The 23,270-nt window shown below is 42.6% G+C and carries 27 protein-coding genes; 14 read left to right on the top strand and 13 right to left on the bottom strand.

What is annotated here, in order from left to right:
* Positions 1 to 27: 27 nt before the first annotated feature.
* Positions 28 to 390: a winged helix-turn-helix transcriptional regulator gene (locus DUL71_RS15665; protein ID WP_112567384.1), complete on the bottom strand. Its 363-nt coding sequence runs from the start codon at positions 388 to 390 to the stop codon at positions 28 to 30.
* Between the two features lie 75 nt (positions 391 to 465).
* Between DUL71_RS15665 and DUL71_RS15670 the strand changes: the two genes are divergently transcribed.
* The 3 genes from DUL71_RS15670 (at position 466) to DUL71_RS15685 (ending at position 3,709) form a co-directional block, all read left to right on the top strand.
* The gene (locus DUL71_RS15670) at positions 466 to 1,281 is read left to right on the top strand and encodes an SDR family oxidoreductase (RefSeq protein ID WP_114938980.1); all 816 of its coding nucleotides are present in this window, start codon (positions 466 to 468) and stop codon (positions 1,279 to 1,281) included.
* 359 nt (positions 1,282 to 1,640) lie between these two features.
* Complete coding sequence (locus DUL71_RS15680) at positions 1,641 to 2,525, top strand: oxidoreductase (RefSeq protein WP_114938982.1); 885 nt, start codon at positions 1,641 to 1,643, stop codon at positions 2,523 to 2,525.
* Positions 2,526 to 2,902: 377 nt separating this feature from the next.
* A complete protein-coding gene (locus tag DUL71_RS15685; protein ID WP_114938983.1) occupies positions 2,903 to 3,709 on the top strand; it encodes a helix-turn-helix domain-containing protein in 807 nt (268 codons plus the stop codon).
* A gap of 120 nt (positions 3,710 to 3,829) precedes the next feature.
* On the opposite strand, the gene ychF is transcribed toward DUL71_RS15685, so the two are convergent.
* Positions 3,830 to 4,933, bottom strand: a complete 1,104-nt coding sequence (gene ychF, locus DUL71_RS15690; RefSeq protein WP_114938984.1) for a redox-regulated ATPase YchF — start codon at positions 4,931 to 4,933, stop codon at positions 3,830 to 3,832.
* A gap of 234 nt (positions 4,934 to 5,167) precedes the next feature.
* On the opposite strand from ychF, the gene mgtE reads away from it, so the two are divergent.
* A complete protein-coding gene (gene mgtE, locus DUL71_RS15695; RefSeq protein WP_114938985.1) occupies positions 5,168 to 6,538 on the top strand; it encodes a magnesium transporter in 1,371 nt (456 codons plus the stop codon).
* A gap of 93 nt (positions 6,539 to 6,631) precedes the next feature.
* Complete coding sequence (locus tag DUL71_RS15700; RefSeq protein ID WP_114938986.1) at positions 6,632 to 7,129, top strand: DUF5362 family protein; 498 nt, start codon at positions 6,632 to 6,634, stop codon at positions 7,127 to 7,129.
* Positions 7,130 to 7,218: 89 nt separating this feature from the next.
* Here DUL71_RS15700 and DUL71_RS15705 read toward each other — a convergent pair whose 3' ends face one another.
* The 4 genes from DUL71_RS15705 to parS all read right to left on the bottom strand — a co-directional run bounded on the left by DUL71_RS15705 (position 7,219) and on the right by parS (position 11,023).
* On the bottom strand, positions 7,219 to 7,551 hold the full coding sequence (locus DUL71_RS15705) for a DUF3276 family protein (protein WP_090528014.1): 333 nt from the start codon (positions 7,549 to 7,551) through the stop codon (positions 7,219 to 7,221).
* Between the two features lie 363 nt (positions 7,552 to 7,914).
* Entirely contained in the window at positions 7,915 to 9,702 is a 1,788-nt protein-coding gene (locus DUL71_RS15710) for an ABC transporter ATP-binding protein (RefSeq protein WP_114938987.1), read from the bottom strand.
* Between the two features lie 365 nt (positions 9,703 to 10,067).
* Positions 10,068 to 10,529, bottom strand: coding sequence for an RES family NAD+ phosphorylase (locus DUL71_RS15715; protein WP_114938988.1), 462 nt, complete (start codon positions 10,527 to 10,529; stop codon positions 10,068 to 10,070).
* On the bottom strand, positions 10,526 to 11,023 hold the full coding sequence (gene parS, locus DUL71_RS15720; RefSeq protein WP_114938989.1) for a type II RES/Xre toxin-antitoxin system antitoxin: 498 nt from the start codon (positions 11,021 to 11,023) through the stop codon (positions 10,526 to 10,528). Before parS ends, DUL71_RS15715 begins: the two co-directional genes overlap by 4 nt.
* Positions 11,024 to 11,225: 202 nt before the next feature.
* Here parS and DUL71_RS15725 point away from each other — a divergent pair, with 202 nt between their 5' ends.
* The 9 genes from DUL71_RS15725 (at position 11,226) to DUL71_RS15760 (ending at position 17,440) form a co-directional block, all read left to right on the top strand.
* A complete protein-coding gene (locus DUL71_RS15725) occupies positions 11,226 to 12,311 on the top strand; it encodes a Glu/Leu/Phe/Val family dehydrogenase (protein ID WP_114938990.1) in 1,086 nt (361 codons plus the stop codon).
* Positions 12,312 to 12,369: 58 nt separating this feature from the next.
* Entirely contained in the window at positions 12,370 to 13,317 is a 948-nt protein-coding gene (gene nusB / locus DUL71_RS15730) for a transcription antitermination factor NusB (protein ID WP_112567352.1), read from the top strand.
* A gap of 9 nt (positions 13,318 to 13,326) precedes the next feature.
* A complete protein-coding gene (locus tag DUL71_RS15735) occupies positions 13,327 to 13,767 on the top strand; it encodes a DUF1573 domain-containing protein (protein ID WP_114938991.1) in 441 nt (146 codons plus the stop codon).
* A 16-nt stretch (positions 13,768 to 13,783) separates the two neighbouring features.
* Positions 13,784 to 14,110, top strand: coding sequence for a preprotein translocase subunit YajC (gene yajC / locus DUL71_RS15740; RefSeq protein WP_114938992.1), 327 nt, complete (start codon positions 13,784 to 13,786; stop codon positions 14,108 to 14,110).
* A 162-nt stretch (positions 14,111 to 14,272) separates the two neighbouring features.
* Positions 14,273 to 15,223 carry a CdaR family protein gene (locus DUL71_RS15745; protein WP_114938993.1) on the top strand — a complete coding sequence of 317 codons (951 nt, stop codon included), beginning with the start codon at positions 14,273 to 14,275 and terminating at the stop codon, positions 15,221 to 15,223.
* Entirely contained in the window at positions 15,223 to 15,822 is a 600-nt protein-coding gene (gene coaE, locus DUL71_RS15750) for a dephospho-CoA kinase (RefSeq protein WP_114938994.1), read from the top strand. Before DUL71_RS15745 ends, coaE begins: the two co-directional genes overlap by 1 nt.
* Complete coding sequence (locus DUL71_RS15755) at positions 15,819 to 16,757, top strand: MBL fold metallo-hydrolase (RefSeq protein WP_114938995.1); 939 nt, start codon at positions 15,819 to 15,821, stop codon at positions 16,755 to 16,757. Before coaE ends, DUL71_RS15755 begins: the two co-directional genes overlap by 4 nt.
* A complete protein-coding gene (locus DUL71_RS32185; RefSeq protein WP_161964447.1) occupies positions 16,757 to 16,933 on the top strand; it encodes a C1orf53 family protein in 177 nt (58 codons plus the stop codon). Before DUL71_RS15755 ends, DUL71_RS32185 begins: the two co-directional genes overlap by 1 nt.
* Before the next feature lie 57 nt (positions 16,934 to 16,990).
* Complete coding sequence (locus DUL71_RS15760; RefSeq protein WP_112567334.1) at positions 16,991 to 17,440, top strand: MarR family winged helix-turn-helix transcriptional regulator; 450 nt, start codon at positions 16,991 to 16,993, stop codon at positions 17,438 to 17,440.
* A gap of 191 nt (positions 17,441 to 17,631) precedes the next feature.
* Here the strand turns inward: DUL71_RS15760 and DUL71_RS15765 are convergent, their stop codons facing one another.
* The 7 genes from DUL71_RS15765 to DUL71_RS15795 form a co-directional block, all read right to left on the bottom strand.
* Positions 17,632 to 18,720 (bottom strand): family 10 glycosylhydrolase, encoded by a 1,089-nt coding sequence (locus DUL71_RS15765; protein ID WP_114938996.1) that lies wholly within the window; start codon positions 18,718 to 18,720, stop codon positions 17,632 to 17,634.
* A gap of 5 nt (positions 18,721 to 18,725) precedes the next feature.
* On the bottom strand, positions 18,726 to 19,847 hold the full coding sequence (locus tag DUL71_RS15770; protein WP_114938997.1) for a carbohydrate-binding family 9-like protein: 1,122 nt from the start codon (positions 19,845 to 19,847) through the stop codon (positions 18,726 to 18,728).
* Positions 19,844 to 20,251 (bottom strand): EVE domain-containing protein, encoded by a 408-nt coding sequence (locus tag DUL71_RS15775; RefSeq protein WP_112567325.1) that lies wholly within the window; start codon positions 20,249 to 20,251, stop codon positions 19,844 to 19,846. Before DUL71_RS15775 ends, DUL71_RS15770 begins: the two co-directional genes overlap by 4 nt.
* A gap of 128 nt (positions 20,252 to 20,379) precedes the next feature.
* Complete coding sequence (locus DUL71_RS15780) at positions 20,380 to 20,967, bottom strand: hypothetical protein (protein ID WP_154402410.1); 588 nt, start codon at positions 20,965 to 20,967, stop codon at positions 20,380 to 20,382.
* 210 nt (positions 20,968 to 21,177) lie between these two features.
* Positions 21,178 to 22,008, bottom strand: coding sequence for a sulfotransferase (locus DUL71_RS15785; protein ID WP_114938999.1), 831 nt, complete (start codon positions 22,006 to 22,008; stop codon positions 21,178 to 21,180).
* A gap of 23 nt (positions 22,009 to 22,031) precedes the next feature.
* Positions 22,032 to 22,598: an adenylyl-sulfate kinase gene (gene cysC / locus DUL71_RS15790; RefSeq protein ID WP_114939000.1), complete on the bottom strand. Its 567-nt coding sequence runs from the start codon at positions 22,596 to 22,598 to the stop codon at positions 22,032 to 22,034.
* A gap of 280 nt (positions 22,599 to 22,878) precedes the next feature.
* On the bottom strand, positions 22,879 to 23,262 hold the full coding sequence (locus DUL71_RS15795; protein WP_114939001.1) for a hypothetical protein: 384 nt from the start codon (positions 23,260 to 23,262) through the stop codon (positions 22,879 to 22,881).
* Between the last annotated feature and the right edge of the window lie 8 nt (positions 23,263 to 23,270).

Below are 23,270 nucleotides of genomic sequence, written 5' to 3' on the forward strand. Positions count from 1 at the left end.
TGTTACAATTTGTAATAAAATCACCAATTACTGCTTATCGGTATTGCGCAACATCTCCCGGTGCTCTTTGCCCCATTTTATCATCTCCAAAATGATATTACCAAAACTACGGCAGTACTCGGTAGATTCATATTCAATTAAAACCGGCGACGTTGGGGTTACAGTACGCTTAACGAGCTTGTTCATTTCCATGGTTTTTAGCTCGCGCGATAGCATGCGCGTAGTAATACCAGGGATACTCCGCTCAATTTCCCTGAAACGCTTGTTTCCATTGCAAATAGAATTAATGATTGGCAGCGTCCATTTACCGCCAATAACATACATGGTGTCTTGTAATGCCTGCCGCTCATCGGCATGATTACGTTGGTGTGACGTTATTCCCGCTTCCATACTGGTATACTCTGTGTAACTGGTTACAAAATTATACCAATTCCATTATACTTTTGCATAAAAAAGTAAAATACCATGTCAAAAACAGTTTTTATAACCGGAACCAGCAGCGGGCTGGGCAAATTAACCGCTAAACATTTTGCAAAACAGGGCTGGAACGTAGCCGCTACCATGCGCACTCCTGAAAAGGAAACCGAGCTAACTCAATACCCTAACATCAAAATATTTAAACTGGATGTAACCAATTTGGAGCAGGTAAAAACCGCTACCGAAGAAGCCGTTGCCGCTTTTGGCAAAATTGATGTTGTGGTGAACAATGCCGGTATGGGCACTTATGGTGCGCTGGAGCTTGCTAAGGAAGAAGATATCGACTGGCAATTCGCGGTTAACACCCGTGGACCAATCAACGTTATCCGTGCGTTCCTGCCTCATTTCAGGGCAAACGGAGGCGGTACGTTCATTAATATCAGTTCATTTATGGGGATCACTACCGCCGTGCCGCTTGGTTCATTATACAACATGTCGAAATTTGCGCTTGAAGGCCTTACCGAAGGACTTTATTATGAACTAAAACCACTTAACATCCATTTAAGGCTGATTGAACAGGGCGGTTCAAAAGGTAATAACTTTGTTGACAGCGTTGTCTGGAACCAAAATCCGGATATAACCGCTTACGACGGGCTTACCAACAAGCTTCAAAACCTGATGGGCTCAAGGGATGAATCACAGCTGGACGACCCAATGGAGATTGTTAATGCCATAGATGATCTTGCCACCGGCAAAAGCAACAAGTTCCGCACAGTAATAGGCAACATGGGTAACATGCTCATGAATATGCGCGGCACCATGCCTATTGAAGAATACATGGATAAGATGATCAGCTTCTTTTAAAGAACCATGATTCGCTTGATTGAAGGATTTCCTGATACCTAACTTTAAGTGTAACCAATGTTTGGACGAAAAAAATGGGAGGGCTTGTGCGATTCCCTCCCTTGGGAGGGTGTAGGGAGGGGTTTTATCGCCAGTCCATTTGTTTTAATTGCGTGTAAACCCCTCCCAGCCACTACACATCCCAACGCGCCCCTCCCTTGGGAGGGAATTAAAAGGCGTTTCCAACACGAACATCAAGAAATCCTTCAATCAAGTTAATCATGGTTCATGACCTTTTTAACAAAGCAACTTGAGCTTTCTAACAAAACGCCGCGCTGCATATCAGCCTAACTTTGTGTTATCAAAATAAAGATAAGACTATGAAAAAAGTATGGTTTATAACAGGCAGCGCCCGTGGATTAGGTCGCAACCTTACAGAAGCAGTTTTAGCAGCCGGCGATAATGTTGCCGCTACAGCACGTAACCCCGAACAATTAAAAGATCTGGCAGATAAATATCCTGGTCAGGTTTATCCTATAAAATTAGATGTTACCGATTACCCGGCAGTTCATAAAGCAGTTGCCGATACAGTAGCACACTTTGGCAAAATTGATGTATTGGTAAACAATGCCGGTTTCGGCATCATTGGTGCAACTGAAGCCTTTACCGATGAGCAGGTACGCAGCCAACTCGAAACAAACCTTTACGCTCCTATCGAGATCACCCGTGCGGTATTGCCTTATATGCGCAAACAGCGTTCGGGCCGTATTTTGCAGATCAGCTCGGTTGGAGGTCGTATAGGCAATGCCGGTTTAAGTATGTACCAGGCTGCAAAATTTGGGTTGAGTGGCTTCAGTGAGGTTTTGTATAAAGAGGTAAAACCGCTTGGCATCATGGTTACCAGTGTTGAGCCGGGCGGCTTCCGTACCGATTGGGCCGGCGACTCGATGAGCTATGCGCCAAAGGTTGAAGGCTATGAGCAAACTGTTGATGCACGCGCGGATTACATGTCGAGCGGTAAATTTGTTCCGGTTGGCGATCCTGAAAAGGCAGCCAAAGTGATGATCGACCTGGTTGAACATCCGGAGCCGCCAATGCACCTGGTATTGGGTAGTGAAGCTGCCGCCTTGCTAACCCTTGCCGACGAAGCACGCAAAGCTGAGTTTGAGAAATGGTTGCCGGTTACCAAATCAACAGATCATGACGAAGCAGGTGATTTTATGAATACCGATTATGGTAAGGCAATAGCTGCTCAAAAAAGCTAATATATCCGCCAATGGTCGTGTCCTCACGGCCATCAGCAAATCAACATTTTCCAGCGGTCGTGTCCTCATTATAGGTATTGTGAAGATGAGGGATTGCCAGGAATATTAACATAAAAAGCTATGTCATTGCGAGGAGGAACGACGAAGCAATCTCGTAGCTATGCAGATCGGACATGCATTGGCTACGAGATTGCCACGCTTCGCTCGCAATGACATGGTTGTTATTTGTTTTTCCAGGCAACTTTCATCAACTCAACACTTGTAGTGTCCTCACGGCCGCTATTTTATCGTACATACGACATCTACTACCAATCACAAAAACAGGCGCGATAACACTACCTTGGGGTATATAGAAATATTATATAAATTTGAGCAACATGCCTTTGTCAAATCCAAAAACATCACCACGCATACTTTACTCCTGCTACTCACAGGTGAGCAGGGCCGGCGAGCAATTCATTGCCGACCATGTATTCGGCTATATTCTCTCGGGCGATTCTGAGATTTACGTTAATGGTAAAAACTATTATTTTAAACAGGGCGATTACCGTTTTCTGAAACGGAACGAACTGGCCAAATTTGTAAAACACCCTCCTCAGGGTGGTGAGTTTAAAACCATCACCATTGGTATGGATCAGGCTACCCTGCAAAGTATGAGCGCCGAGCTTGACTTACAAGCAGATGGCCCTTATACCGGCGAAAGCGCATTATTGCTGAAACCTAATGACCTGTTCAACAATTACATCAGATCATTAAGCCCTTATATGGATAAAACCAGCGACGAGATCAGCCCGGCACTTACGCTGCACAAGGTTAAAGAAGCCGTAATGATATTGCTGGAAACCAATCCTGAGTTGAAAAATATCCTTTTTGATTTTAGTGAGCCAGGCAAAATAGACCTTGAGGCCTTTATGACCCAAAACTATCGTTTCAATGTTGATCTTAACCGCTTCGCCTACTTAACCGGTCGCAGCCTGGCAACATTTAAGCGTGATTTCGAACGGATCTTTAATACATCACCTAACCGCTGGATCCAAAACCAGCGACTAAAAGATGCCTACTTCCTGATCAAGGAAAAGAAACACAAAGTATCAGACGTGTACATGGACGTGGGTTTTAAAGATCTCTCTCATTTTTCTTTCGCTTTTAAAAAGACTTATGGGGTAGCGCCATCGGCGGTTTGAAGTCAGAAGTGTTAAGTCAATAGTCGCAAGTCACAAACTTCGTAAAAGCAGAAAGTCTTAAGTTAGGTTCCATTTTGAACTCCGACTTAAGACTTTCGACTTTGCACTTATGACTTAAAACTAAACGTTAAACCTGAAGTGCATAATGTCACCATCCTGCACAATGTAAGTTTTACCTTCAACACCCAATTTACCGTTTTCTTTTATAGTAGCCTCAACGCCGTTGAATTTTACAAAATCGTCGTATTTAATTACTTCCGCACGGATAAAGCCTTTTTCAAAATCGGTGTGGATAACACCTGCTGCCTGTGGCGCGGTAAAGCCTTGGGTGATAGTCCATGCACGTACTTCCTGCACACCTGCGGTAAAGTAAGTAGCCAGGTTTAATAACCTGTAAGCCGCTTTGATCAGTTTGTTAACACCTGACTCCGTTAAACCAAGATCATCCAAAAACATCTGGCGCTCTTCGTAAGTTTCCAATTGTGAAATTTCAGATTCTATCTGGGCTGAGATGATCAGTACTTCAGCATTTTCATCTTTAACGGCTGCTTTTACTTTCTCAACATAAGCATTACCATTACTAACAGAACCTTCATCAACATTACAAACATACAACACAGGTTTAGCGGTAAGCAACCAAAGATCAGCTACGTATTCTTTGTCTTCTTCCTCAACGGCAGCGGTACGGGCTGATTTACCTTCAAGCAAGTGATTTTTGTAAACGGTTAAAACATCAAAGGTTTTCTTAGCCTCTTTGTCGCCACCGGTTTTAGCCATCTTTTCAACCTTCTGGATCTTTTTCTCAATAGATTCAAGATCTTTCAGTTGCAATTCGGTATCAATAATTTCTTTATCGCGAATCGGGTCGACAGAACCATCAACGTGGATCACGTTATCGTTATCAAAGCAACGCAATACATGTATAATGGCATTGGTAGCGCGGATGTTGGCCAAAAACTGGTTACCCAAACCTTCGCCTTTGCTGGCACCTTTAACCAAACCGGCAATATCAACTATCTCTATAGTGTTTGGCACTATACTTTTCGGGTTAACTATTTCGGTAAGCTTTGTTAAGCGCTCATCCGGCACTGTAATTACACCCACATTTGGCTCAATAGTACAAAACGGAAAGTTAGCCGCCTGTGCCTTAGCATTTGATAAGCAATTAAAAAGTGTCGATTTACCCACATTCGGCAAACCTACTATACCACATTGTAAACCCATTTTTTGTAGTTAATTAAGTTGATTGCGATGATTAAGTTGGTGGCTTTAAGACTGAAAAAGCAGGCGTAAAACCAACTTAATCAACCATTCACCCAGTCAACCACTCACCTCAAAATTCGGCTGCAAAGATAACAGAAAATTTTGCCTTATAATTTGAAAAAATAAACGACTTTTGCGCTCGGAAAAAACAGGATAAAATATTTTATAACCGATGTAAAAAAGGAGGGCCTATATATGGAAGAAATGGTTGAGCAAGTAGAATTGTTACTGGAAAAACAAGACGACACCCAATTACAGGAATATTTGAACAACCTCAACATATCGGATGTTGAAGAACTGATTGGCGAACTTCCTGAACATGGCCCCAAATTCATCGAAATCCTTTCGCTTAACCGGGCGATCAACGTATTCCGGATCCTCGAGTTCCCGGTACAGGAACGTATCATCAAAAAACTTTCGGGCCAAAAGGTTGAAGATCTGATCAATGAACTTCCACCGGATGACCGTACCGCACTTTTCAGCGAGCTTCATGGCGACGCGGTTCAAAAACTCATCCAGAAACTTTCGCCCGAAAACAGGAAAGAAGCGCTGATCCTCTTAGGTTACGAAGAAGAAAGCGTTGGCCGCCTGATGACGCCCGATTACATCGCCGTTAAACGTACCTGGGATGTAAGCCGCGTACTTTCGCACATCCGCCGTTACGGTAAAAATTCCGAAACCATTGATGTTATCTATGTAATTGATGAGCACGGTGTTTTACTGGATGATATCCGGATCCGTGAGATATTATTGGTAAAACCAGAAACCAAAGTAAGCGAACTGATGGACGGTCGCCTGATTTCTCTTAGCGCCAGCGATCCGCAGGAAGAAGCCATCAACGTTTTCAGGATGAATAACCGCACGGCCCTTCCCGTTGTTGACAATAACGATGTGCTGCTTGGCATTGTAACCGTTGATGATATCCTATGGATAGCTAATGAAGAATACACCGAAGACATCCAGAAAATAGGTGGTACCGAAGCCCTGGATGAACCATACCTTGATATCAATTTATTTAAACTCGTAAAAAAACGTGTTGGCTGGCTTATCATTTTGTTTTTAGGTGAAATGCTTACGGCCACTGCCATGGGTTATTTCGGTGATGAGATATCCAAAGTAGTAGTATTGGCCTATTTTATCCCGCTCATTATTTCCAGCGGCGGTAACAGCGGTTCACAGGCCTCAACCCTAATCATACAAGCCATGGCCCTTGGCGAGGTAACCGTTGCCGATTGGTGGCGGGTAATGCGCCGGGAAATCTTATCCGGCCTGATGCTTGGTGTTTGCCTGGGTTTAATAGGCTTTTTACGAATAGCCGCATGGAGCATGTTCAGCAATATTTACGGCCCGCACTGGATGCTGGTAGGTTTTACAGTTGGAGCATCGCTTATTGGTATTGTTTTATGGGGATCATTATCCGGATCAATGCTGCCGCTTTTGCTTAAAAAACTCGGTGCCGATCCGGCCACATCATCAGCTCCGTTTGTGGCGACACTGGTAGATGTTACCGGATTGATCATTTATTTTACCATAGCGGTATTATTTATGCGGGGAATCCTTTTATAAAAACAGGATTTTAGAATTAAATAACAGCAGATTTGAGTATTTGGTTATAATATTTATCTTAGTGTTAAAATAATTAAAAACCTTAACACTAAAATGGAAACTCCGGTAGAAACCTACGAAGCCCCACTTACACCAAAAAACGAACTTATTTTAACGCCAGAGGCGCAAAGCTATTTACTAACATCAGGCAAATGGGCTACCTTCCTGGGAATCCTTGGCTTTATATTTTGTGGCTTATTTTTGTTACTTGCCCTTTCAATGGGTACTATAATGAGCAAAGTTGCCTCAATGCAGCCGTATAACCCGGCAACGGCAATGATGGCAGGCATGGGCGGAGGAATAACAGTAGTTTACGTTTTACTTGATCTGCTTTACTTTTTCTTTGCATTGTATCTTTATCAGTTTGCAACTAAGGTAAAAGCGGCCATCAACTTCAGCGATTCGATTCACCTTACAGCAGGTTTGAAAAAATTGAAGTCATTTTTTAAACTTTGGGGTATTGTAACCATAGTTATTATAGCGCTGTATGTACTGGGTATTATATGTGTTATTGCTTTTGCGGCCAGCATGGGAGCCGCTATGCACCAATAACATTTTCTAAATATTAAGCTTATAAAAAAGCCCCGCTTCCTAATCAGGAGCGGGGCTTTAATTTTATTTTAGTTTAGTATTGTTCTGTATTAGATCTCGAAAGAAAAATCCTCATCGGCCGAAGCCCTGGCAATTTCAGGGTTTTCGCTGTACTCATAGCGTTTTTCAACTACTTCCTGGTTTGATTTAATGTAGTCGATGGTATCCTTCAAACCTTCAGCAAACTTTTCGAAGTCTTCTTTATATAAAAAGATCTTGTGTTTCACAAACACCCCATCTTCCAAACGCTTTTTGCTTTCAGTAATAGTAACATAATAATCGTTTGAACGGGTTGCTTTTACATCAAAAAAATAGGTCCGCTTCCCAGCTCTCACCTTCTTTGAATAAACCTCTTCACGCTCTCTATTGTCAAAATCTCCCATATATATTTACCTGTAATTAGTTTTGGTTGGCATAAATATAAATAAAATTTCAAAGTGCAAGTATTTTATTCGTTATTATTGAATTTTTTGAAACAAAAGTGTCATTTTTTTGTGTGGGTGGTCATTTAGAGACAGCGTTGGAAAAAAGAGAAAGGTTATTGGGGGATATTTCGCAGAACAACTTTAAAAAAACCATGTCATTTCGATAGAACAATTGGAGGAATGTGCGTTGGGGCGAAAGAGAAATCTTATACATCATGCCTGCAAAGTATGCAGGGCGTATAAAATTTCTCCTCACTCCTCCCCTACAGCCCCAAATGACATCGCGTTTTATGTTTTAAAAAATACTGTTGTTGTAAGCCATTACGCATCCTGTTCTTCTTCCAGCAGTTGCTTTTCGTAAAGCTCAAAGTAGGTACCTTTAAGCTGCATTAGGTATTCGTGGTTACCTTGTTCAACTATTTCGCCGTTATCCATCACCAGGATCTTATCGGCATTTTTAATGGTTGAAATGCGGTGGGCTATAATAATACTGGTTTTACCCTGCATTACCCGGCCAAGGTTATTTAGGATCTCTTCTTCGGTACGGGTATCAACTGCCGAAAGGCAATCGTCAAAAATCAAAATCTGGGGATGTTTAAATATAGCCCGGGCAATAGATACACGCTGCTTTTGTCCGCCTGATAAGGTAACCCCACGCTCTCCAATCAGGGTTGTGAAACCTTCTTCCAGTTCAATGATATTATTGTATACCGCGGCATCTCTGGCAGCTTGTTCAACAACCGGCATATCCAGCACATCGGCGCTAAAGGCTATATTGTTAGCTATGGTATCCGAAAACAGGAAAACCTCCTGCGGTACAAAGCCGATCTGCGAGCGGTAATTTTCGAGGCCAAGTGATTTTATCGACTTAGTATCAACTGTGATCTCCCCACCGGTAGTATCATACATACGCATTACCAAATTGGCAATAGTTGATTTACCCGAGCCTGTACGACCTATAATAGCCAGCATATGACCCGGCTCTACCGTAAAAGAAACATTTTTTAAGGCCTGAATACCGGTATCAGGATAAACGAACGATACGTCATCAAACTTAATCAATCCCTCTACATGATGGTTGTCCGCAACCGGCGAAATGATCTCCGGTTTTTCATGCAAAAACTCATTGATGCGTTTTTGTGACGCCGCGGCGCGTTGCACCAATGAGGTTACCCAGCCCAGTGAAATAACCGGGAACGAGAGCATGTTGAGGTACACAATAAACTCGGCGATATTGCCCGAGGTGATATTACCTTTTATGACTTCTACACCGCCAACATACATGGTTATCACGTTGGCCAGGCCTACCAATAACAGCATGATCGGGAAAAACATGGCCTGCACTTTAGCAAGCTCCATGGAATGCACTTTATAGTCTTCGCTCTCTTTGGCAAAACTTTCGCGCACAAAGCTTTCACGTACATATGATTTGATTACCCTGATGCCTGAAAAGTTTTCCTGTACAAAACTGGACAAGGCCGATAAGCGTTCCTGGATCATCTCGCTGCGATGGTTGATCACGTTGTTTACGTAGTATATTACTCCAGCCAAAATGGGAAGCGGCAATACCGAAAAAATAGCCAGCTGCACATTAACCGTAAGCATGGCATATATTACCATAACAAATAATACCACCGTATTGATGGTGTACATAATACCCGGCCCAAGATACATGCGCACCCGGCTCACATCCTCGGTTACACGGTTCATAAGGTCGCCGGTGTTATGGCGGCGGTAAAAGGCAAGTGATAATTCCTGGTAGTGACTGTAGATCTCGTTCTTTAAATCATATTCGATATGTCGCGACATCAGGATGATGGTTTGCCGCATAAAAAACAGGAACAAGCCCCGCAACAATGCCAGCACCAATACCAGCGTGCCAAACAAAAACAGGCTGGTACCAAAAATATCATAGATAAAACTTTGCCTGTCGAAGCCCGAAAAAAGCTGATAAGCTCCGATATTTTCGGTAACCAGATCAAAGGCCACTCGAACAACCTGCGCAGGCAATACACCAAAAATATTAGATATAATCACAAACATCACACCGGGGATGAGTCGCCAGCGGTATTTGTAAAAGAATTTATTAAGGTATGCGAGGTCTTTCATTTATTGTAAGTCGAAAGTCTGAAGCAGGAAGTCTTAAGTCTTTAAACGCTCAGCAAATCCGATAATTCAAAAGTATTAAAATTTGAGGAGAGTGATTGGATGGAAAAGTCGGGAGGATGTAAGAATGTTACATTGATGTTTCTGTTACAATCTTATCCATGTTCAATTTTAAAAGTATGAACGCTTGCAGATTTTTCAAAAACAGACACTTTTGATAATCAACAAATTACAAATACAGCAAAGCGCCTTAAAACCCTAATCAAACACGCACGCTCTAATAATCAAACACTTATAAAATTACAAAACAAAAAGTTGAACACCCGTTTTTTACAAAGTTGAACACTGACATAACACTGTCAGTACGATCATCCCTTTTTGACCAATCGCTTGTCGAAGGTAAAAGGCTGCACTTCCTCAATTTTCAACATAGAAGCGTCGGGGTGCATGGGGTTTATCAATACATTCTTAGCCAAAGGGTCTATCACACTTGGAATATAAAGCAACAGCGCGCTTTTTGATGTAAGCCAGGCATTCCCTATCCTTTTTAGGATTACAGGTGCCGGATAGCTGTTCCAGCCAACGGGTAATTCGGTTGGGTCTAATTCTTCACTACTGACTGTATCCGGTACAGAAATGCTCATGATCACAAGATCATTGTGAATTTCCTCGGGCTGCAAATGTACCAATACCTCCAGTATAGCTGTTGATGAATTAACTGACGAATATACAACCGGGATATGGTCGTGCCAGCGAGCGGACGATAATACTCCTCCCCTGCCCGAAAGGTCATGAGCATACTTTTCTCTTGTAATACGGTAAAGGATCATGAATAAAAACCATATTCTATTTGCGAAAGCACGTCGTTAACCATCCTTAAACCCTCACTCGTATCAAGCAACTCTAACGGTTGTTTATCTCCCAATGCCATATTTGGACGCACAAGCCATTTATCAACAGTTGCGGTATCTCCTAAAATATCGATTCCCCGAACATAAATACGCGTAAACTCATACAGAAAGTTTGATTGTTCGGGCGATAAAAGATCATCTTTCCCATAACGGTTAAGCTGCCTGGCGCTAATATGGAGTATGTTAGAAAGTTGAGTTTTTGAAACATTGGTTTTTTCCAAAATATTATCAATTGCCAGTCTTGGTATACCGCCTCTGATACAATCAATTATATTGCTATCCCCATCACAATTCAGCTTATTTTTAACATAATCCTCAGGAAAAAGAAAAGAAAAAACATACCCTTCATCAGGCGATGCTATTTTAAGATCCGCTATACTTAATTTTTTGGAACGATTAGCCACTTCTGCCATAATGACCACCAATATACAGACAAATGTCCTGTTTTCAAAATTTATTTTATAACCCACTTGAAATCATAAATTTTAATATCCCATAAAAGGCCCATATTTTGTATTTAATAGCGTTTTCATACATACTGTAACTTAATATCTTTGCCAGTATTAAAAAAAACCTCTACTTTTGTGCGCTTATAGACATTTACTTTGCGTACTAATGCCTGAACAACATCCAACGGAATCCATATTTAGCCAGCTTGACGCTTTTGGGCATAAAAAAGTTGTTTTTTGTACCGATCCTGACACCAATCTGAAAGCTATTATCGCTATCCACAACACAACGTTGGGCCCGGCTTTTGGTGGCGTGCGCATGTGGGCTTACAAAACCGAAGGCGACGCACTTAATGATGTATTGCGTTTAGCCAAAAGCATGACCTATAAAGCATCTATCGCGGGGCTTAATCTCGGTGGCGGCTATTCGGTTATCATCGGCGACTCTCGTCAGGATAAAACCGAAGCTTTATTGCGCAAATTCGGCAGGTTTATAAAAAACCTTAATGGCGAATTTATTGCTGCTGAAGATATGGGTACCAACCCGCGCGACATGGAGTACATTAAAATGGAAACCAGCCATGTTACCGGCGCGCCGGAAAACATTGGTGGCAGCGGCGATCCATCTCCTATTACTGCTTTGGGCGTGCTGATGGGTATCAAAGCTTGCGTGCGTGAAATGTATGGCAGCGATAGCTTAACTGGTAAATCGGTAATAGTTCAGGGTATTGGCCATGTGGGCGAAAACCTGGTACGCTTGTTAAGGGACGAAAACGTAAAGGTTTATGCCAGCGATATCAACGAGGAGCGGGTTATCCAGATCTCCAAGAAATATGGCGCGCAGGCGGTATCAAATAATAACATTTTTGATATTGATGCCGATATTTACGCTCCGTGTGCTATGGGTGGTACCGTAAATACGCAAACCATTGCTAAATTAAAGTGTGGCATTATAGCAGGATCGGCAAATAACCAGTTACTTGATGAAGCTGTTCACGGTAAAATGTTGCTTGATAAAGGTGTACTTTTTGCACCCGATTACGTGATCAATGCGGGTGGTATCATCACCGGGTATTCGGAGTTGATGAATTTTAATAAAAAGCGCACATTACAGCTTACCGAAAACATTTACGAGGCCACGCGTAATGTGCTAAAACTTTCAAAGGCCGAAAATATTCCAACCATTAACGCGGCTAATAAAATAGCCGAAAAACGCATTGAGGATATCAGGAAAGTAAAATCATCCTATTAAAACAATTAAATTTTATATAAACCGTTTGCACTAAGCAAACCAAATCGTTCTTACAAAAATGTTAAACAGAAGGCACCTCCGGGTAAAGGTATTACAGGCACTGTACGCGTATCATCAGTCAGATACCAAAGACGTTAAGCTATTTGAAAAAAATATGCTGAGCAGCATAGACCAGGTTTACGAAATGTATATCTGGATGCTATCATTAATTAATGAAGTGGTAAGTTTTGCCGCTAATGACGCAGAAGAACGCGCCAACAAACACCTCCCAACCGCCGAAGACTTAAATGCAAACCTTAAAATCCTCACCAACAGGTTCATCCTGAGCCTGAATGACAATAAGGAATACATTACAGCCTGGAAAAAGTACAAAGTTGACTGGACCTTTGAGCCAGAACTTGCTAAATCACTTTTTATTATCCTTAAAAACTCGCCTGAGTATGCCGAGTATCTTGCCAAAACAGGCGATACCCTGCAAACAGACAAGGATATCATCAAATTCATTTTCAAAAAAGTTATTCTTAAATCATCACTGGCCGAGCAGGTTTTTGAAGACAGGTTTATTTTTTGGCCTGTTGATAAAGATGTGCTTCAGGCGCTTATTGCAAAAACGTTCAAAAACTTTTCGCACGATGATTACAAGCTTAACCAGCTTGCCGAAATTACCGGCAACTGGGTTGAAGACCGTGAGTTTGTTGTAAACCTGTTTCAGCAAAGCATCAGGTACGATGCCGCTTACCATGAGCTTATAGCCGCCAAAACCCAAAACTGGGAGCCGGAGCGTATTGCCATGATGGATACCTTGCTGATGAAAATGGCTATTACCGAGTTTATTAATTTTAACTCGATCCCGGTTAAGGTTACCATAAACGAGTATCTTGAAATATCAAAAGAGTTTAGTACGCCTAAGAGTAATTCATTTATAAACGGTATCTTGGACAAGATTTTAATAGAGCTTAAAGCCGAAAACAAGATCAAAAAGATAGGCCGCGGCTTAATAGAATAATATTAAAAAATGAAAAAACTATTTTTAAGCTTAGTAGCAGCAGGCATGTTATTATCAGCCTGCAACAGCAGCAATGGCAGCACAGCTGATAACGCGTCGGCAACTAATGCGGATAGCGCTGCAACAGCAGCCAACGCGCCCGTAGCTAAATTTGAAAAAGAAAGCCATGATTTTGGCAAGATCAAAGAGGGCGATAAGGTATCATATGATTTTAAGTTTACCAACACCGGTAAATCGCCATTGATTATTACCAACGCCCGTGCTACTTGCGGTTGCACTACTCCTACCTGGCCAAAAGCCCCCGTTAAACCCGGCGAAAGCGCCGTTATTGGGGTTACCTTTAACAGTGCCGGCAAAAGTGGCTTACAGGATAAACAAATAACCATTACAGCCAACACTCAGCCTGCCGAAACTATGGTACATTTAATTGGCGAGGTTTTAAAAAAATAACAATTAATTTAAACAAATGATAGCTACTATTTTATTACAAGCCTCAGGCGGTTTGGGCAGCTACACGCAATTGGTACCAATGGTACTGATCATTGTAGTGTTTTATTTTTTCATGATCCGCCCGCAGGTTAAAAAGCAAAAAGATCAGAAGAAATACGTTGAAGAGTTGAAAAAAGGCGACAGGGTTATAACCACAGCCGGTATTCACGGCCGCATCGTCGACTTAAACGATACCACTTTTTTAGTTGAGGTTGAAAACGGTAAAATCCGTTTTGACAAATCGGCTATATCACTCGAAGCTTCAAAAGCTTTGAATACACCAGCGGTTGAAAAGAAAGCATAGTTGAGGTGAAAGGAAAAAGGTTAAAGGCGAAAGGCAGAAGCCGCTCGTTCTGATACCCTAAACTTCACTCAAATGAATAAACAGGATGAAAGGTTAAAGGAAAAGGAATACACGAAAGTGCATGACCTTTCACCTTTAACCTTTCGCCTTTAACCTAAAAACATGGCAATAGTAAAATTATCGGCAACAGAACGCAGACGGCTCTCGGTATTTTTTACCTGTTTGTCGCTGGCTATTGTTGCCTGGATTTTTACTACGCTATCCGACCCTCTTCCTTACAAGGTAAAAAAGGTTTTAACCTTTAAAAACGCCCCGCAGAAACGCGCCTTTCACTCGCTGCAGCCTGATACGGTTGATGCTACCATACAAGGTAATGGATGGCAAATGCTGTTTTCAAAAATCAACAGCGATAATAAACCATTAGTTGTCGATCTCCGCTCGCTCGAAACCCGTAACTACGTGGTTATCGACAGCATGCAGCTTAAGCAGATTAACAAAGGAAAAGACCCTGCCAACCGTGTTTCATCCATTGATCCGGATACCCTCTACTTTGATTTCAGCAACCGCCTGGTAAAAAAGGTGCCTGTTCAGCTTACTATGGGTATCAGTTATCAAAAGCAATTTGCGGTGTCGGGGAATATTACCGTGCGACCGGCTTATGTAACGGTAAGCGGCCCTATCGAACGCTTAAAGGACATAACCTCGTGGAAAACCGACTCGCTTAAATTCAATAACGTTAACGAAACCATCAATACCCGGGTTAATTTAAAACCCAGTAACGAAGGTAACCTGAATGTTTATCCACGGTCGGTACAGGCTATTATCCCTGTTGATGAGTTCACCGAGAAAACGCTTGAGATCCCGGTAAAGCTCATCAATAACAATAGCTATTATAACGTAAAGGTATTTCCGCAGAAGATAAAGGTGACTTTCACCACCTCATTGAGCCGCTACGCCGATATGGATGAGGATTTGTTTGAGGCAGTTGCTGATCTTGATTTGTGGCGCGATAAAGGCTACAGCAACCTGCCAGTAAAACTCATTCATACTCCCCCATTTTGCCGGGTGGTGAAGATCTTCCCATCAAACATTGATTTCTACATAAAAAAATAATGCTCAAAATAGGTTTAACGGGTAACATAGGCAGCGGTAAAACAACCGTAGCCAAAGTATTTGAATTACTTGGCATCCCTGTTTTTTATGCCGATGACGAAGCCAAAAAAGTAATGGTTACCGATCAGGTACTTATTGAAGGCATCAAACAAACTTTTGGAGCCGAAGCCTATTTTGAAGATGGCAGCCTTAACCGCAAGTACATATCAGCCATTGTTTTTAATAACAAAACCGAACTGGAAAAACTAAACGCGCTGGTACATCCTGCTGTATTCAGGGCATTTGACAGCTTTGATAACAAGTATAAAGACGCACCTTACGTGATCCGCGAGGCGGCTATCTTATTTGAAAGCGGCTCCTATAAAATGTGCGACAGGGCCATCATGATCACCGCGCCCCTTGAAACCCGCATTAACCGTGTTATAGAGCGCGATGGCATCAGTCGTACCGATGTTGAAAGCCGGGAAGCCCGCCAGCTATCGCAGGATGAAAAAATTAAGCTGGCCAATGATATAATTATTAACGACGGTAAACAGCTGGTTATACCCCAGGTAATAGCCCTGCATGAACTGTATTTATCGCTCGCTCAGCAACAATGATACTCGACGATTTTGTTTCTTTTGACGAAAAAGGGCTGTACTGCAAATACGGCGACTTTTACATCGACCCGCAGTTGCCTGCAACAACGGCCGTAATATCCCATGCCCATGCAGATCATGCCATAAGCGGCAACAGCAATGTTTACTGCACCCGTGCCACAGCAAGCATCATGCAGCTGAGGTATGACCGCACGGCAGCCAAAGTTTTTAATATCGCGGCTTTTAACGAGCCTTTTAAAATAGGCAAGGTTACTGTAACGTTGATCCCCGCCGGGCACATGCTTGGCTCGGCGCAGATACTGATGGAATACGACGGCGCTAACTATTTATACACCGGCGATTACAAACTACAACCTGACGCCACCTGCGAGCCTATTGAATGGGTTACAACTGATGTGCTGATCACCGAAAGTACCTTTGCTAATCCGGAAATTATCCACCCCGATCCTGTTGCCGAGATCCGCAAGATCAATGATATCAAAAGCAATATCTTACTGGGGGCTTACGCGCTCGGTAAAAGTCAGCGGCTCATCAATTTGATCACCGAACATGCGCCGCAAAAAAAGATCCTGGTACACCATAAAATAATGCCCATTAATGCCATTTATGAAAAAATGGGGTTCGCGCCCGGCAAGTACCAGATCTACGGGCGTAAATTGATGAAAGTACAGGACGAGTTCGTATACATAGTCCCTCCTTTTACCTTTGATAGCTATATCCGGGCGACAGGTGTTAAACGTCTTTTTGCCTCAGGCTGGAAAAATCTGCAGGTGAATAATCAGGATACCCTCTTTATATCCGACCATGTGGATTGGAATGATATTCTGCAGACCATCGCCAATACCAAGCCTAAACAGGTTTGGACACTTCACGGTAAAGGCGATCATCTGAAAGCTTATTTTAAAGATGATATCTTTGTAAAAATTCTGAACTGATGTTGCAGGAGGGTGTTGATTACTATATTAACGAAGATGGCAATTTTGTTTTTACCGAAGCCTATCATTTAAAACGTGGTTACTGCTGTAAAAACAAATGCAAGCATTGTCCCTGGGGTTACGGCAAGGTCAAATTAGCCGGAAACAACACAGAATCAGGCGACAACGATAAATAAATCGATGTTAAATTAAAAATATTTAAACATATTTGTATCCCATTCATTACTACTACTATGCGGATAGAAGACGAAATACAAAGTACAAATTTTGAAGATGCTTACCATAAAGTAGCTATTAACGTGGCATATACGCAGGGTTGGTTGGCTAATTACTTCCGTTGTCACTTTGAGAAACATAATATTACCCAACAACAGTTTAATATACTGAGGATATTACGCGGCCAGTACCCCAAGCCTGCTACGATCAATTTGCTAAAGGAGCGGATGATTGATAAGATGTCGGACGCGTCGCGCATTGTTGACCGCCTTGTTCAAAAAGGCCTGGTTTCGCGCTGCACCAACAATAAAGACAGGCGTGCCGTTGATATCCGTATCAGCGACGAAGGCCTCGCAACGCTCTCAAAAATGGATGCTGAGTTTAAAACAAAAGAAATCCTGAGTAATAATCTTACCGAAGCCGAAGCGACTACGTTAAGTGACCTATTGGACAAAATGCGGGGATAAGCTTTCAAGGCGAACGGGAAAAGGTTAAGGGTGAAAGATTTACTGCCCAAGCTAAAAAGAACAAAAAATGTCATTGCGAGGAGGAACGACGAAGCAATCTCGTAGCTATGCAAATAGGCCATACATTGGCTACGAGATTGCCACGCTTCGCTCGCAATGACATATCTTTTTCTTTCGTTTATACTTTGATTTTACGATGCCTTAAACGCCGCTACTTCATCCTTCAGTATCGCCAGTACCTCAGGCCTTACATTACCGAAGAAAGACACCCCCATAGCACCATTCTTCAATGCCACCTGGATACCGGTGCGGATCTCGTCATCACTCTTAAAATCGGATAAATATAAACCTGCATACAGCGGGAACCTGCCGGCAAGGAAATGAACGCCCTCGGCTACGGCGTTGCCTATCCAGCTAACACCTTCTTTATAAAAGCCATGATATATCATAGGGCAAATACCATCCATGTTCCAATTTGTCCAGTCCTGCCTTACGTTACGGCGGGCCACTTCAGGTGTTGGGAATACAGCCGCGGTTATTTGTTTTTTATGCTGATGCGCAACAGTCGAGATGCCGTTAACTACGCGGGTAATATTGTTATACCTGAACAATCGCCATGAAAGGCTGGCCTCAGGATATTGAATCTGATCAAGGTCCTGGTTATACTCTTCTTTGAATTTGGCTTTGCAGACGTCGCAGTAGCAAAAATCATATTCGGGCAGCTCTTTGGTTTGGTCAATTTTGTAATGATCCCAAAGGTTTACCGGCAGTATTACATCGCAATAACGCACATAATCCAGGTGGATACCATCGATATAATCTTTAGCCAAAATATCATCAACGGTTTTGGTTAAATACTCCTGCACTTCTGGGCGCGACGGGCAAAGCCAGCGGTAATACTGTACATAAGGCGGATGATCGGCACATGATTCGCCTTTGCGGTTTTTACTGTACCATTCTGGTTTCTCGTTAACCAGTTCGGCACGGTTAAAGGTCCACATCCAACGGTGGGCTTCTAATCCCTTAGCTTTGGCAGCGCGAAAATGACGCTCGCTGTCGTTTTCAAAAAATATGCCTGTTATGCCCGATGCCTTGTATGATGCATAGCGGGTAGCCAGTTCATCATCGGTATCTTTTGGGTTTGGATTGATCCATACCCAGTTTTTCATAGCCTTTTTCTTGCTGCTTTTGGCGGCTTCAACAGCGGCATTGCTTACTAAAGGTAACTGGGCGGCCACACCCGCCAGTAAACCGGCTTTTAAAAATTCGCGCTTATTCATGGAGTTTAGGGATTTATCAGCTGCTGTACCAGGCCATCCTGGTCAATTGAATAGGTAGCATTGGTTTTAGTATCGGTAATATAAGCTATAAACTGGTGAGGGGTAGCTTCCAGTTTAAGCTCGTTGGCATTGCCCGTTACCGTTACTTTATTTTCGATGCCCAAATCTTTTAATGAAGAAAGGTATTCGTGATGATCTTTAAACCACTGTTTCTGTTTGTAGTAAACCAGCCAGAGGTGCTTCTTTTGCTCTTCACTATAAGGCATCTCAAACTTCGCATCATCACGCTCGGTAAACAGCAGGTAGCCCCAACGCTCGGGGTAATGCATGTTAATCAGCCCCTGGTTGCTCCACACCCAATTATGCTCGGGTAAATCCTTGCCATTGTTATCCTGCAGCTTTACATATTTACCGTTCTGCACCTTGGTATCATACTCCACCCGCGAAAAATTGATCCGCCACATGGTACCGTCCTTTATTTTCGCCCTGTTAAACCCACCGGCTATAGCCTTAAAAGGGATAGCCATTTCAACCGTCCAGCCCTTGTCAGTATCCGAAGGGCTATTCAATGTGCCCTGAACTTTTACTGCCGAACGCAGGCCGTGTGTATCCCATCCGGTTACAGCAGCGCCTCCATTACGGTAAGGCTTGGTCAAAAACAGATCGAATATGGTATTGAGGGCATTTACCTCAATTTCAAAGTATTTATGTGTGCTGTTATTGGGATCAATAAACAGTTCAAAATCGTTATCCAGGTAAATAATATCATCATGATGGGTAAGCGTAGCCCACACATGCGGATCTTTAATTCGCGCGGCAACGTACAGGTAACTATCATCCCAAAGCATTTTAACATTGGTTTGCAATGGCGGTGCCGGTTTAAGCCTGCCTTCAATATCCTGAAAATCCTGCGTCCATTGAGCTTGCTGCCATACCGCGTCTTCCACATCGCCATCAATTACCGGCGGCTGTTTTACATGCTTTGCAACATAACTGTACGGAACAGTAAATAAATCCGGAAACTCCTTAAAAGCCTCCTGTGCGCTTACAAGTCCGGGTAATATCAATAATGCGGCGGTTAGGCCAGGTTTAACAAAACGATTAAGACAATTGCCTGGTGATTTCATTTACTGCCCAGCGCTAAGATATGATCAAACTCTTCGCGCTTAACGCCCATTACCGACAGGCGTCCCTGCCTAACCAAACCAATATCCTGCAATTGAGGATCGGCTTTGATCTGCTCGAGGGTTACCGGGGTTTTCAGGGCCTCAACCGGCGACAGGTCAACAACCACCCAATTGGTATCATCGGTTGTAGGGTCCTGGTAAGCTTCTTTTACTACTTTGGCTATGCCTACTATCTCTTTTCCTTCGTTACTGTGATAAAATAAAACAAGGTCGCCCTCTTTCATTTCCCTGAGATTGTTGCGTGCCTGGTAATTGCGCACACCATCCCAAAAAGTACGACCATCCTTATTAAATTTCTCCCAGCTGTATTTAAAGGGCTCACTCTTAACTAACCAATGTTGCATTTGTACGGTATAAATTTATTGTTACGTAAAAATGTAAAAAAGGAGGCAGAAACTAAAATGCCCGGCAAGTGATCAGGGCATTGTTACAATTATATTACGGGTTGGAGTGGTGATGTAGGGGGGAGTATTTACTGATTACTCGTCAACAACTGGGATAACCTTTTGGCATTCCTGGCATTTAAAGTATTGGTTAGCGGAACCGAGGTATAAACCGCTATCCCCTGTTCATCATCGGGATGAAAGCTTAGCAGTAGTTTTACCGTGCGCGACTCCCACATATAAACGTCCTGGTAATCATTGGGCTTTGCCGTGAAGGTACCATACCAGTGCAAAAACTTGCTGAGCATTTTGTATCCCTGGTCGCGGTTAAAAAAAACATAAATATTCACCACTTTGTGGTCATAGGTGCGTACGCAAATATGGCTTGCAGTTAAGCCACCTTCCAACTCTATTGGTTTTTCGGAATGATATTCATAGGTGATACAGCTATCCGCATCCGGCTTACTGCCCTCTCCGTCAAGATAGGCCAGGCTCTGCTCCTGCTCGCCGGTTAATACCCCGCCCAAAGTAAAGCCGCCAATACCGTTGCGGGCCTTCAAATAAGTCAACGACCCAGCCTTTCCGGCCTGAGAAAAGCCCGGCGAGTGTAAACACATGATGATCAAAAGCCCTGTGACTACCCTGTAGGGCAAGTAGCAAAGAAACTTAGCTTTCATATCCCCCTCCCAGTTTTACGTTGGTTAAACTAAGCGCCGCAACCAGCGCTTAAAAATGTTGCGTAAAACGAATTTGAAGAAATAATCAGCTGATTATCAAATCACAAGAACGATTGTACAAGAAATTGGATTGCTTTCACAATTTATTACACAGGTATCATTTCAATTTTTCACCAATGTGTATAATTAAATGCAAAGGATTTTTACCTGTCAATCGGCAAGCATATATCCTTTAAGTTTACCCTGTAATGCTATGGCCTGGGATACGAGGGCCTTATCGGTAATAAATTGATTTAAATCGATATCCGGACCAATAAGGTTTTCTTTAAAAATATCCCTGAACCTGGAGTATTTTAAAGCCAGGTTCCACTTGTTTTTCAGGTATTCAAAAACCTGCTCGTCCTCATCTTTCAGCATGGAGTAGTTAACCACAACAAAAGCATCGCGAGGTAAAGTCTCAATACATTTCAGGATATCCTGGTTGTAGGCTATCCAGACTTTTAGATATTCGGTAGCATGATCATTGCAAAACTGAACCATGCGGCGGGCCCGCCTGAACTTCGTCCACACCAATCTTGAAAAATATTTGCGCGCCATGTATTTGTTATCTACCCATTTAAATTCGCGTCTTAAAAGCGAACTTACTACCGATTGATAATCGCGCAGGATCACCAGGTAACAGGCATCCGGCAGTAACTCTTTGTATACATCCAAAAACAAACAAGTACGCGGATCTTTCCATCCCCACTGATCATACAGCTGCTGTTTTACCTTAATAATGCTTTTAAGCTTTTCTTTTTCGTAAATGGTAAACTCGGCCACATGCTCTACCGTAAGCCCCGATGATGGCAGGTTATGATCGGCCAGGATCTCTTCGTGCATTTTCAAAAACTCGATATCTTCAAAATGCCCTTCTACATTGCCGTAACTGCCGGGCACAAGTTTTTCGCCGGTTTGCAGGCCGCATTTACTTAACCACTGGGTAATAAGCGAGGTACCGGAACGGTGCATTCCGGTAATGATCAGTACTCTTTTTTGCATAAATCAGTTATAAGCGTCCTTTTTTATGAGGTATAGCTCGGTATCTTGTTGGTCTGCTTTTTAACAGGATGCAGATTGTTTATAATATAATATAGCAGTGAAGAGGTACTTTGTTGTATGGTATAATTGCAGGTATCAATATACAGGTCGGGGTTAACAGGTATTTCAAACGTATCATTAATCCCTGTCAGGTTATTCAATTTATCGGGGTGCCCATCGGGAAGGAGCGCTCGTTTATACAAGCCTTTGGTATCGCGGTCTATAAGCTTATTAACCGGGCAGTCTACATGAACAATGTTTACATGATCATATTTTTCGCCAAGTTCCTGCCTGATCTCATCATAAGGGTTTATGGCGCTAACAATAGTAACTATGCCCTGCGCGCTAAAGCGGCTGGCAACAAACCCCAGGCGGCGAATGTTTTCATTACGGTCTTCTTTGCTAAAGCCCAGATCGCGGCAAAGCGCCGCCCGGTATTCATCACCGTCAATGATCTCAATTTTAATATTCAGACTCTTTAATTCGGCGGCTACACTTTTTGCTAAAGTTGTTTTGCCCGCACCCGATAATCCGCAAAATAAAAGTATCATGACCGTAATTTCTAAGTTAGTTAAGCTTGTTAATTAGCCCCAAAAAGCGCTTAGGACAAGTGAACTTAGAGATTAATAGGCTGAATATTTTTGTTACATTGTAAATAATCAATTACATGAAAGTCAGGATAATAGAAAGTCAGGCCAAAAAACGGTGTGTACCGGCCCAAAATGAAGTTTTCATGAATAAATACGTGTATACGGTCAAACACTAAGTAGCGCTACACTTAACAAAAATGTTACGGGATTTAATTAATTAGAAATGATTTTGGAGAACTTTTTATAACGCCCCGGTATCTTCGGCCGCCGGCCTCTCTTTATCCTTTTTAAAAAGCAAAACAAGCGCGCTTATTTGCAACACATCAATAATGATAGCTATGCAACCTGCAATAATGTTTGTCTTAAACGTAGCGGGAAGATTGATAACATCGGGCGTTATGGTTAAAAGCAATAAACCCAGTAATACCCATTTAGCCCATTTGTGTCCCTGCCTGATAAAAAGCGCAAGCAGCAGTAATATCCCCAGTGCAATACAGGTAGCTAAGGCAAGATTAAAAGAAGCCGATCTGCTACCGCTTAAATAGTAATAAACCAAATATAAAGCCGCTGAAATACGAATAAGGGTGGATGCTGTATTGGCTCTTGATAGTGAAGATAGGGTCATAACGGTTA

Origin of the sequence: Mucilaginibacter endophyticus, assembly GCF_003351025.1 — a bacterium.
GTDB lineage: Bacteria > Bacteroidota > Bacteroidia > Sphingobacteriales > Sphingobacteriaceae > Mucilaginibacter > Mucilaginibacter endophyticus.

Excerpts from the sequence above, each read along its gene's own strand:
- DUL71_RS15665 (WP_112567384.1), bottom strand. The coding sequence starts at position 390 with ATGGAAGCGGGAATAACGTCACACCAACGTAATCATGCCGATGAGCGG.
- DUL71_RS15670 (WP_114938980.1), top strand. The coding sequence starts at position 466 with ATGTCAAAAACAGTTTTTATAACCGGAACCAGCAGCGGGCTGGGCAAA.
- DUL71_RS15680 (WP_114938982.1), top strand. The coding sequence starts at position 1,641 with ATGAAAAAAGTATGGTTTATAACAGGCAGCGCCCGTGGATTAGGTCGC.
- DUL71_RS15685 (WP_114938983.1), top strand. The coding sequence starts at position 2,903 with ATGCCTTTGTCAAATCCAAAAACATCACCACGCATACTTTACTCCTGC.
- ychF (WP_114938984.1), bottom strand. The coding sequence starts at position 4,933 with ATGGGTTTACAATGTGGTATAGTAGGTTTGCCGAATGTGGGTAAATCG.
- mgtE (WP_114938985.1), top strand. The coding sequence starts at position 5,168 with ATGGAAGAAATGGTTGAGCAAGTAGAATTGTTACTGGAAAAACAAGAC.
- DUL71_RS15700 (WP_114938986.1), top strand. The coding sequence starts at position 6,632 with ATGGAAACTCCGGTAGAAACCTACGAAGCCCCACTTACACCAAAAAAC.
- DUL71_RS15705 (WP_090528014.1), bottom strand. The coding sequence starts at position 7,551 with ATGGGAGATTTTGACAATAGAGAGCGTGAAGAGGTTTATTCAAAGAAG.
- DUL71_RS15710 (WP_114938987.1), bottom strand. The coding sequence starts at position 9,702 with ATGAAAGACCTCGCATACCTTAATAAATTCTTTTACAAATACCGCTGG.
- DUL71_RS15715 (WP_114938988.1), bottom strand. The coding sequence starts at position 10,529 with ATGATCCTTTACCGTATTACAAGAGAAAAGTATGCTCATGACCTTTCG.
- parS (WP_114938989.1), bottom strand. The coding sequence starts at position 11,023 with ATGGCAGAAGTGGCTAATCGTTCCAAAAAATTAAGTATAGCGGATCTT.
- DUL71_RS15725 (WP_114938990.1), top strand. The coding sequence starts at position 11,226 with ATGCCTGAACAACATCCAACGGAATCCATATTTAGCCAGCTTGACGCT.
- nusB (WP_112567352.1), top strand. The coding sequence starts at position 12,370 with ATGTTAAACAGAAGGCACCTCCGGGTAAAGGTATTACAGGCACTGTAC.
- DUL71_RS15735 (WP_114938991.1), top strand. The coding sequence starts at position 13,327 with ATGAAAAAACTATTTTTAAGCTTAGTAGCAGCAGGCATGTTATTATCA.
- yajC (WP_114938992.1), top strand. The coding sequence starts at position 13,784 with ATGATAGCTACTATTTTATTACAAGCCTCAGGCGGTTTGGGCAGCTAC.
- DUL71_RS15745 (WP_114938993.1), top strand. The coding sequence starts at position 14,273 with ATGGCAATAGTAAAATTATCGGCAACAGAACGCAGACGGCTCTCGGTA.
- coaE (WP_114938994.1), top strand. The coding sequence starts at position 15,223 with ATGCTCAAAATAGGTTTAACGGGTAACATAGGCAGCGGTAAAACAACC.
- DUL71_RS15755 (WP_114938995.1), top strand. The coding sequence starts at position 15,819 with ATGATACTCGACGATTTTGTTTCTTTTGACGAAAAAGGGCTGTACTGC.
- DUL71_RS32185 (WP_161964447.1), top strand. The coding sequence starts at position 16,757 with ATGTTGCAGGAGGGTGTTGATTACTATATTAACGAAGATGGCAATTTT.
- DUL71_RS15760 (WP_112567334.1), top strand. The coding sequence starts at position 16,991 with ATGCGGATAGAAGACGAAATACAAAGTACAAATTTTGAAGATGCTTAC.
- DUL71_RS15765 (WP_114938996.1), bottom strand. The coding sequence starts at position 18,720 with ATGAATAAGCGCGAATTTTTAAAAGCCGGTTTACTGGCGGGTGTGGCC.
- DUL71_RS15770 (WP_114938997.1), bottom strand. The coding sequence starts at position 19,847 with ATGAAATCACCAGGCAATTGTCTTAATCGTTTTGTTAAACCTGGCCTA.
- DUL71_RS15775 (WP_112567325.1), bottom strand. The coding sequence starts at position 20,251 with ATGCAACATTGGTTAGTTAAGAGTGAGCCCTTTAAATACAGCTGGGAG.
- DUL71_RS15780 (WP_154402410.1), bottom strand. The coding sequence starts at position 20,967 with ATGAAAGCTAAGTTTCTTTGCTACTTGCCCTACAGGGTAGTCACAGGG.
- DUL71_RS15785 (WP_114938999.1), bottom strand. The coding sequence starts at position 22,008 with ATGCAAAAAAGAGTACTGATCATTACCGGAATGCACCGTTCCGGTACC.
- cysC (WP_114939000.1), bottom strand. The coding sequence starts at position 22,598 with ATGATACTTTTATTTTGCGGATTATCGGGTGCGGGCAAAACAACTTTA.
- DUL71_RS15795 (WP_114939001.1), bottom strand. The coding sequence starts at position 23,262 with ATGACCCTATCTTCACTATCAAGAGCCAATACAGCATCCACCCTTATT.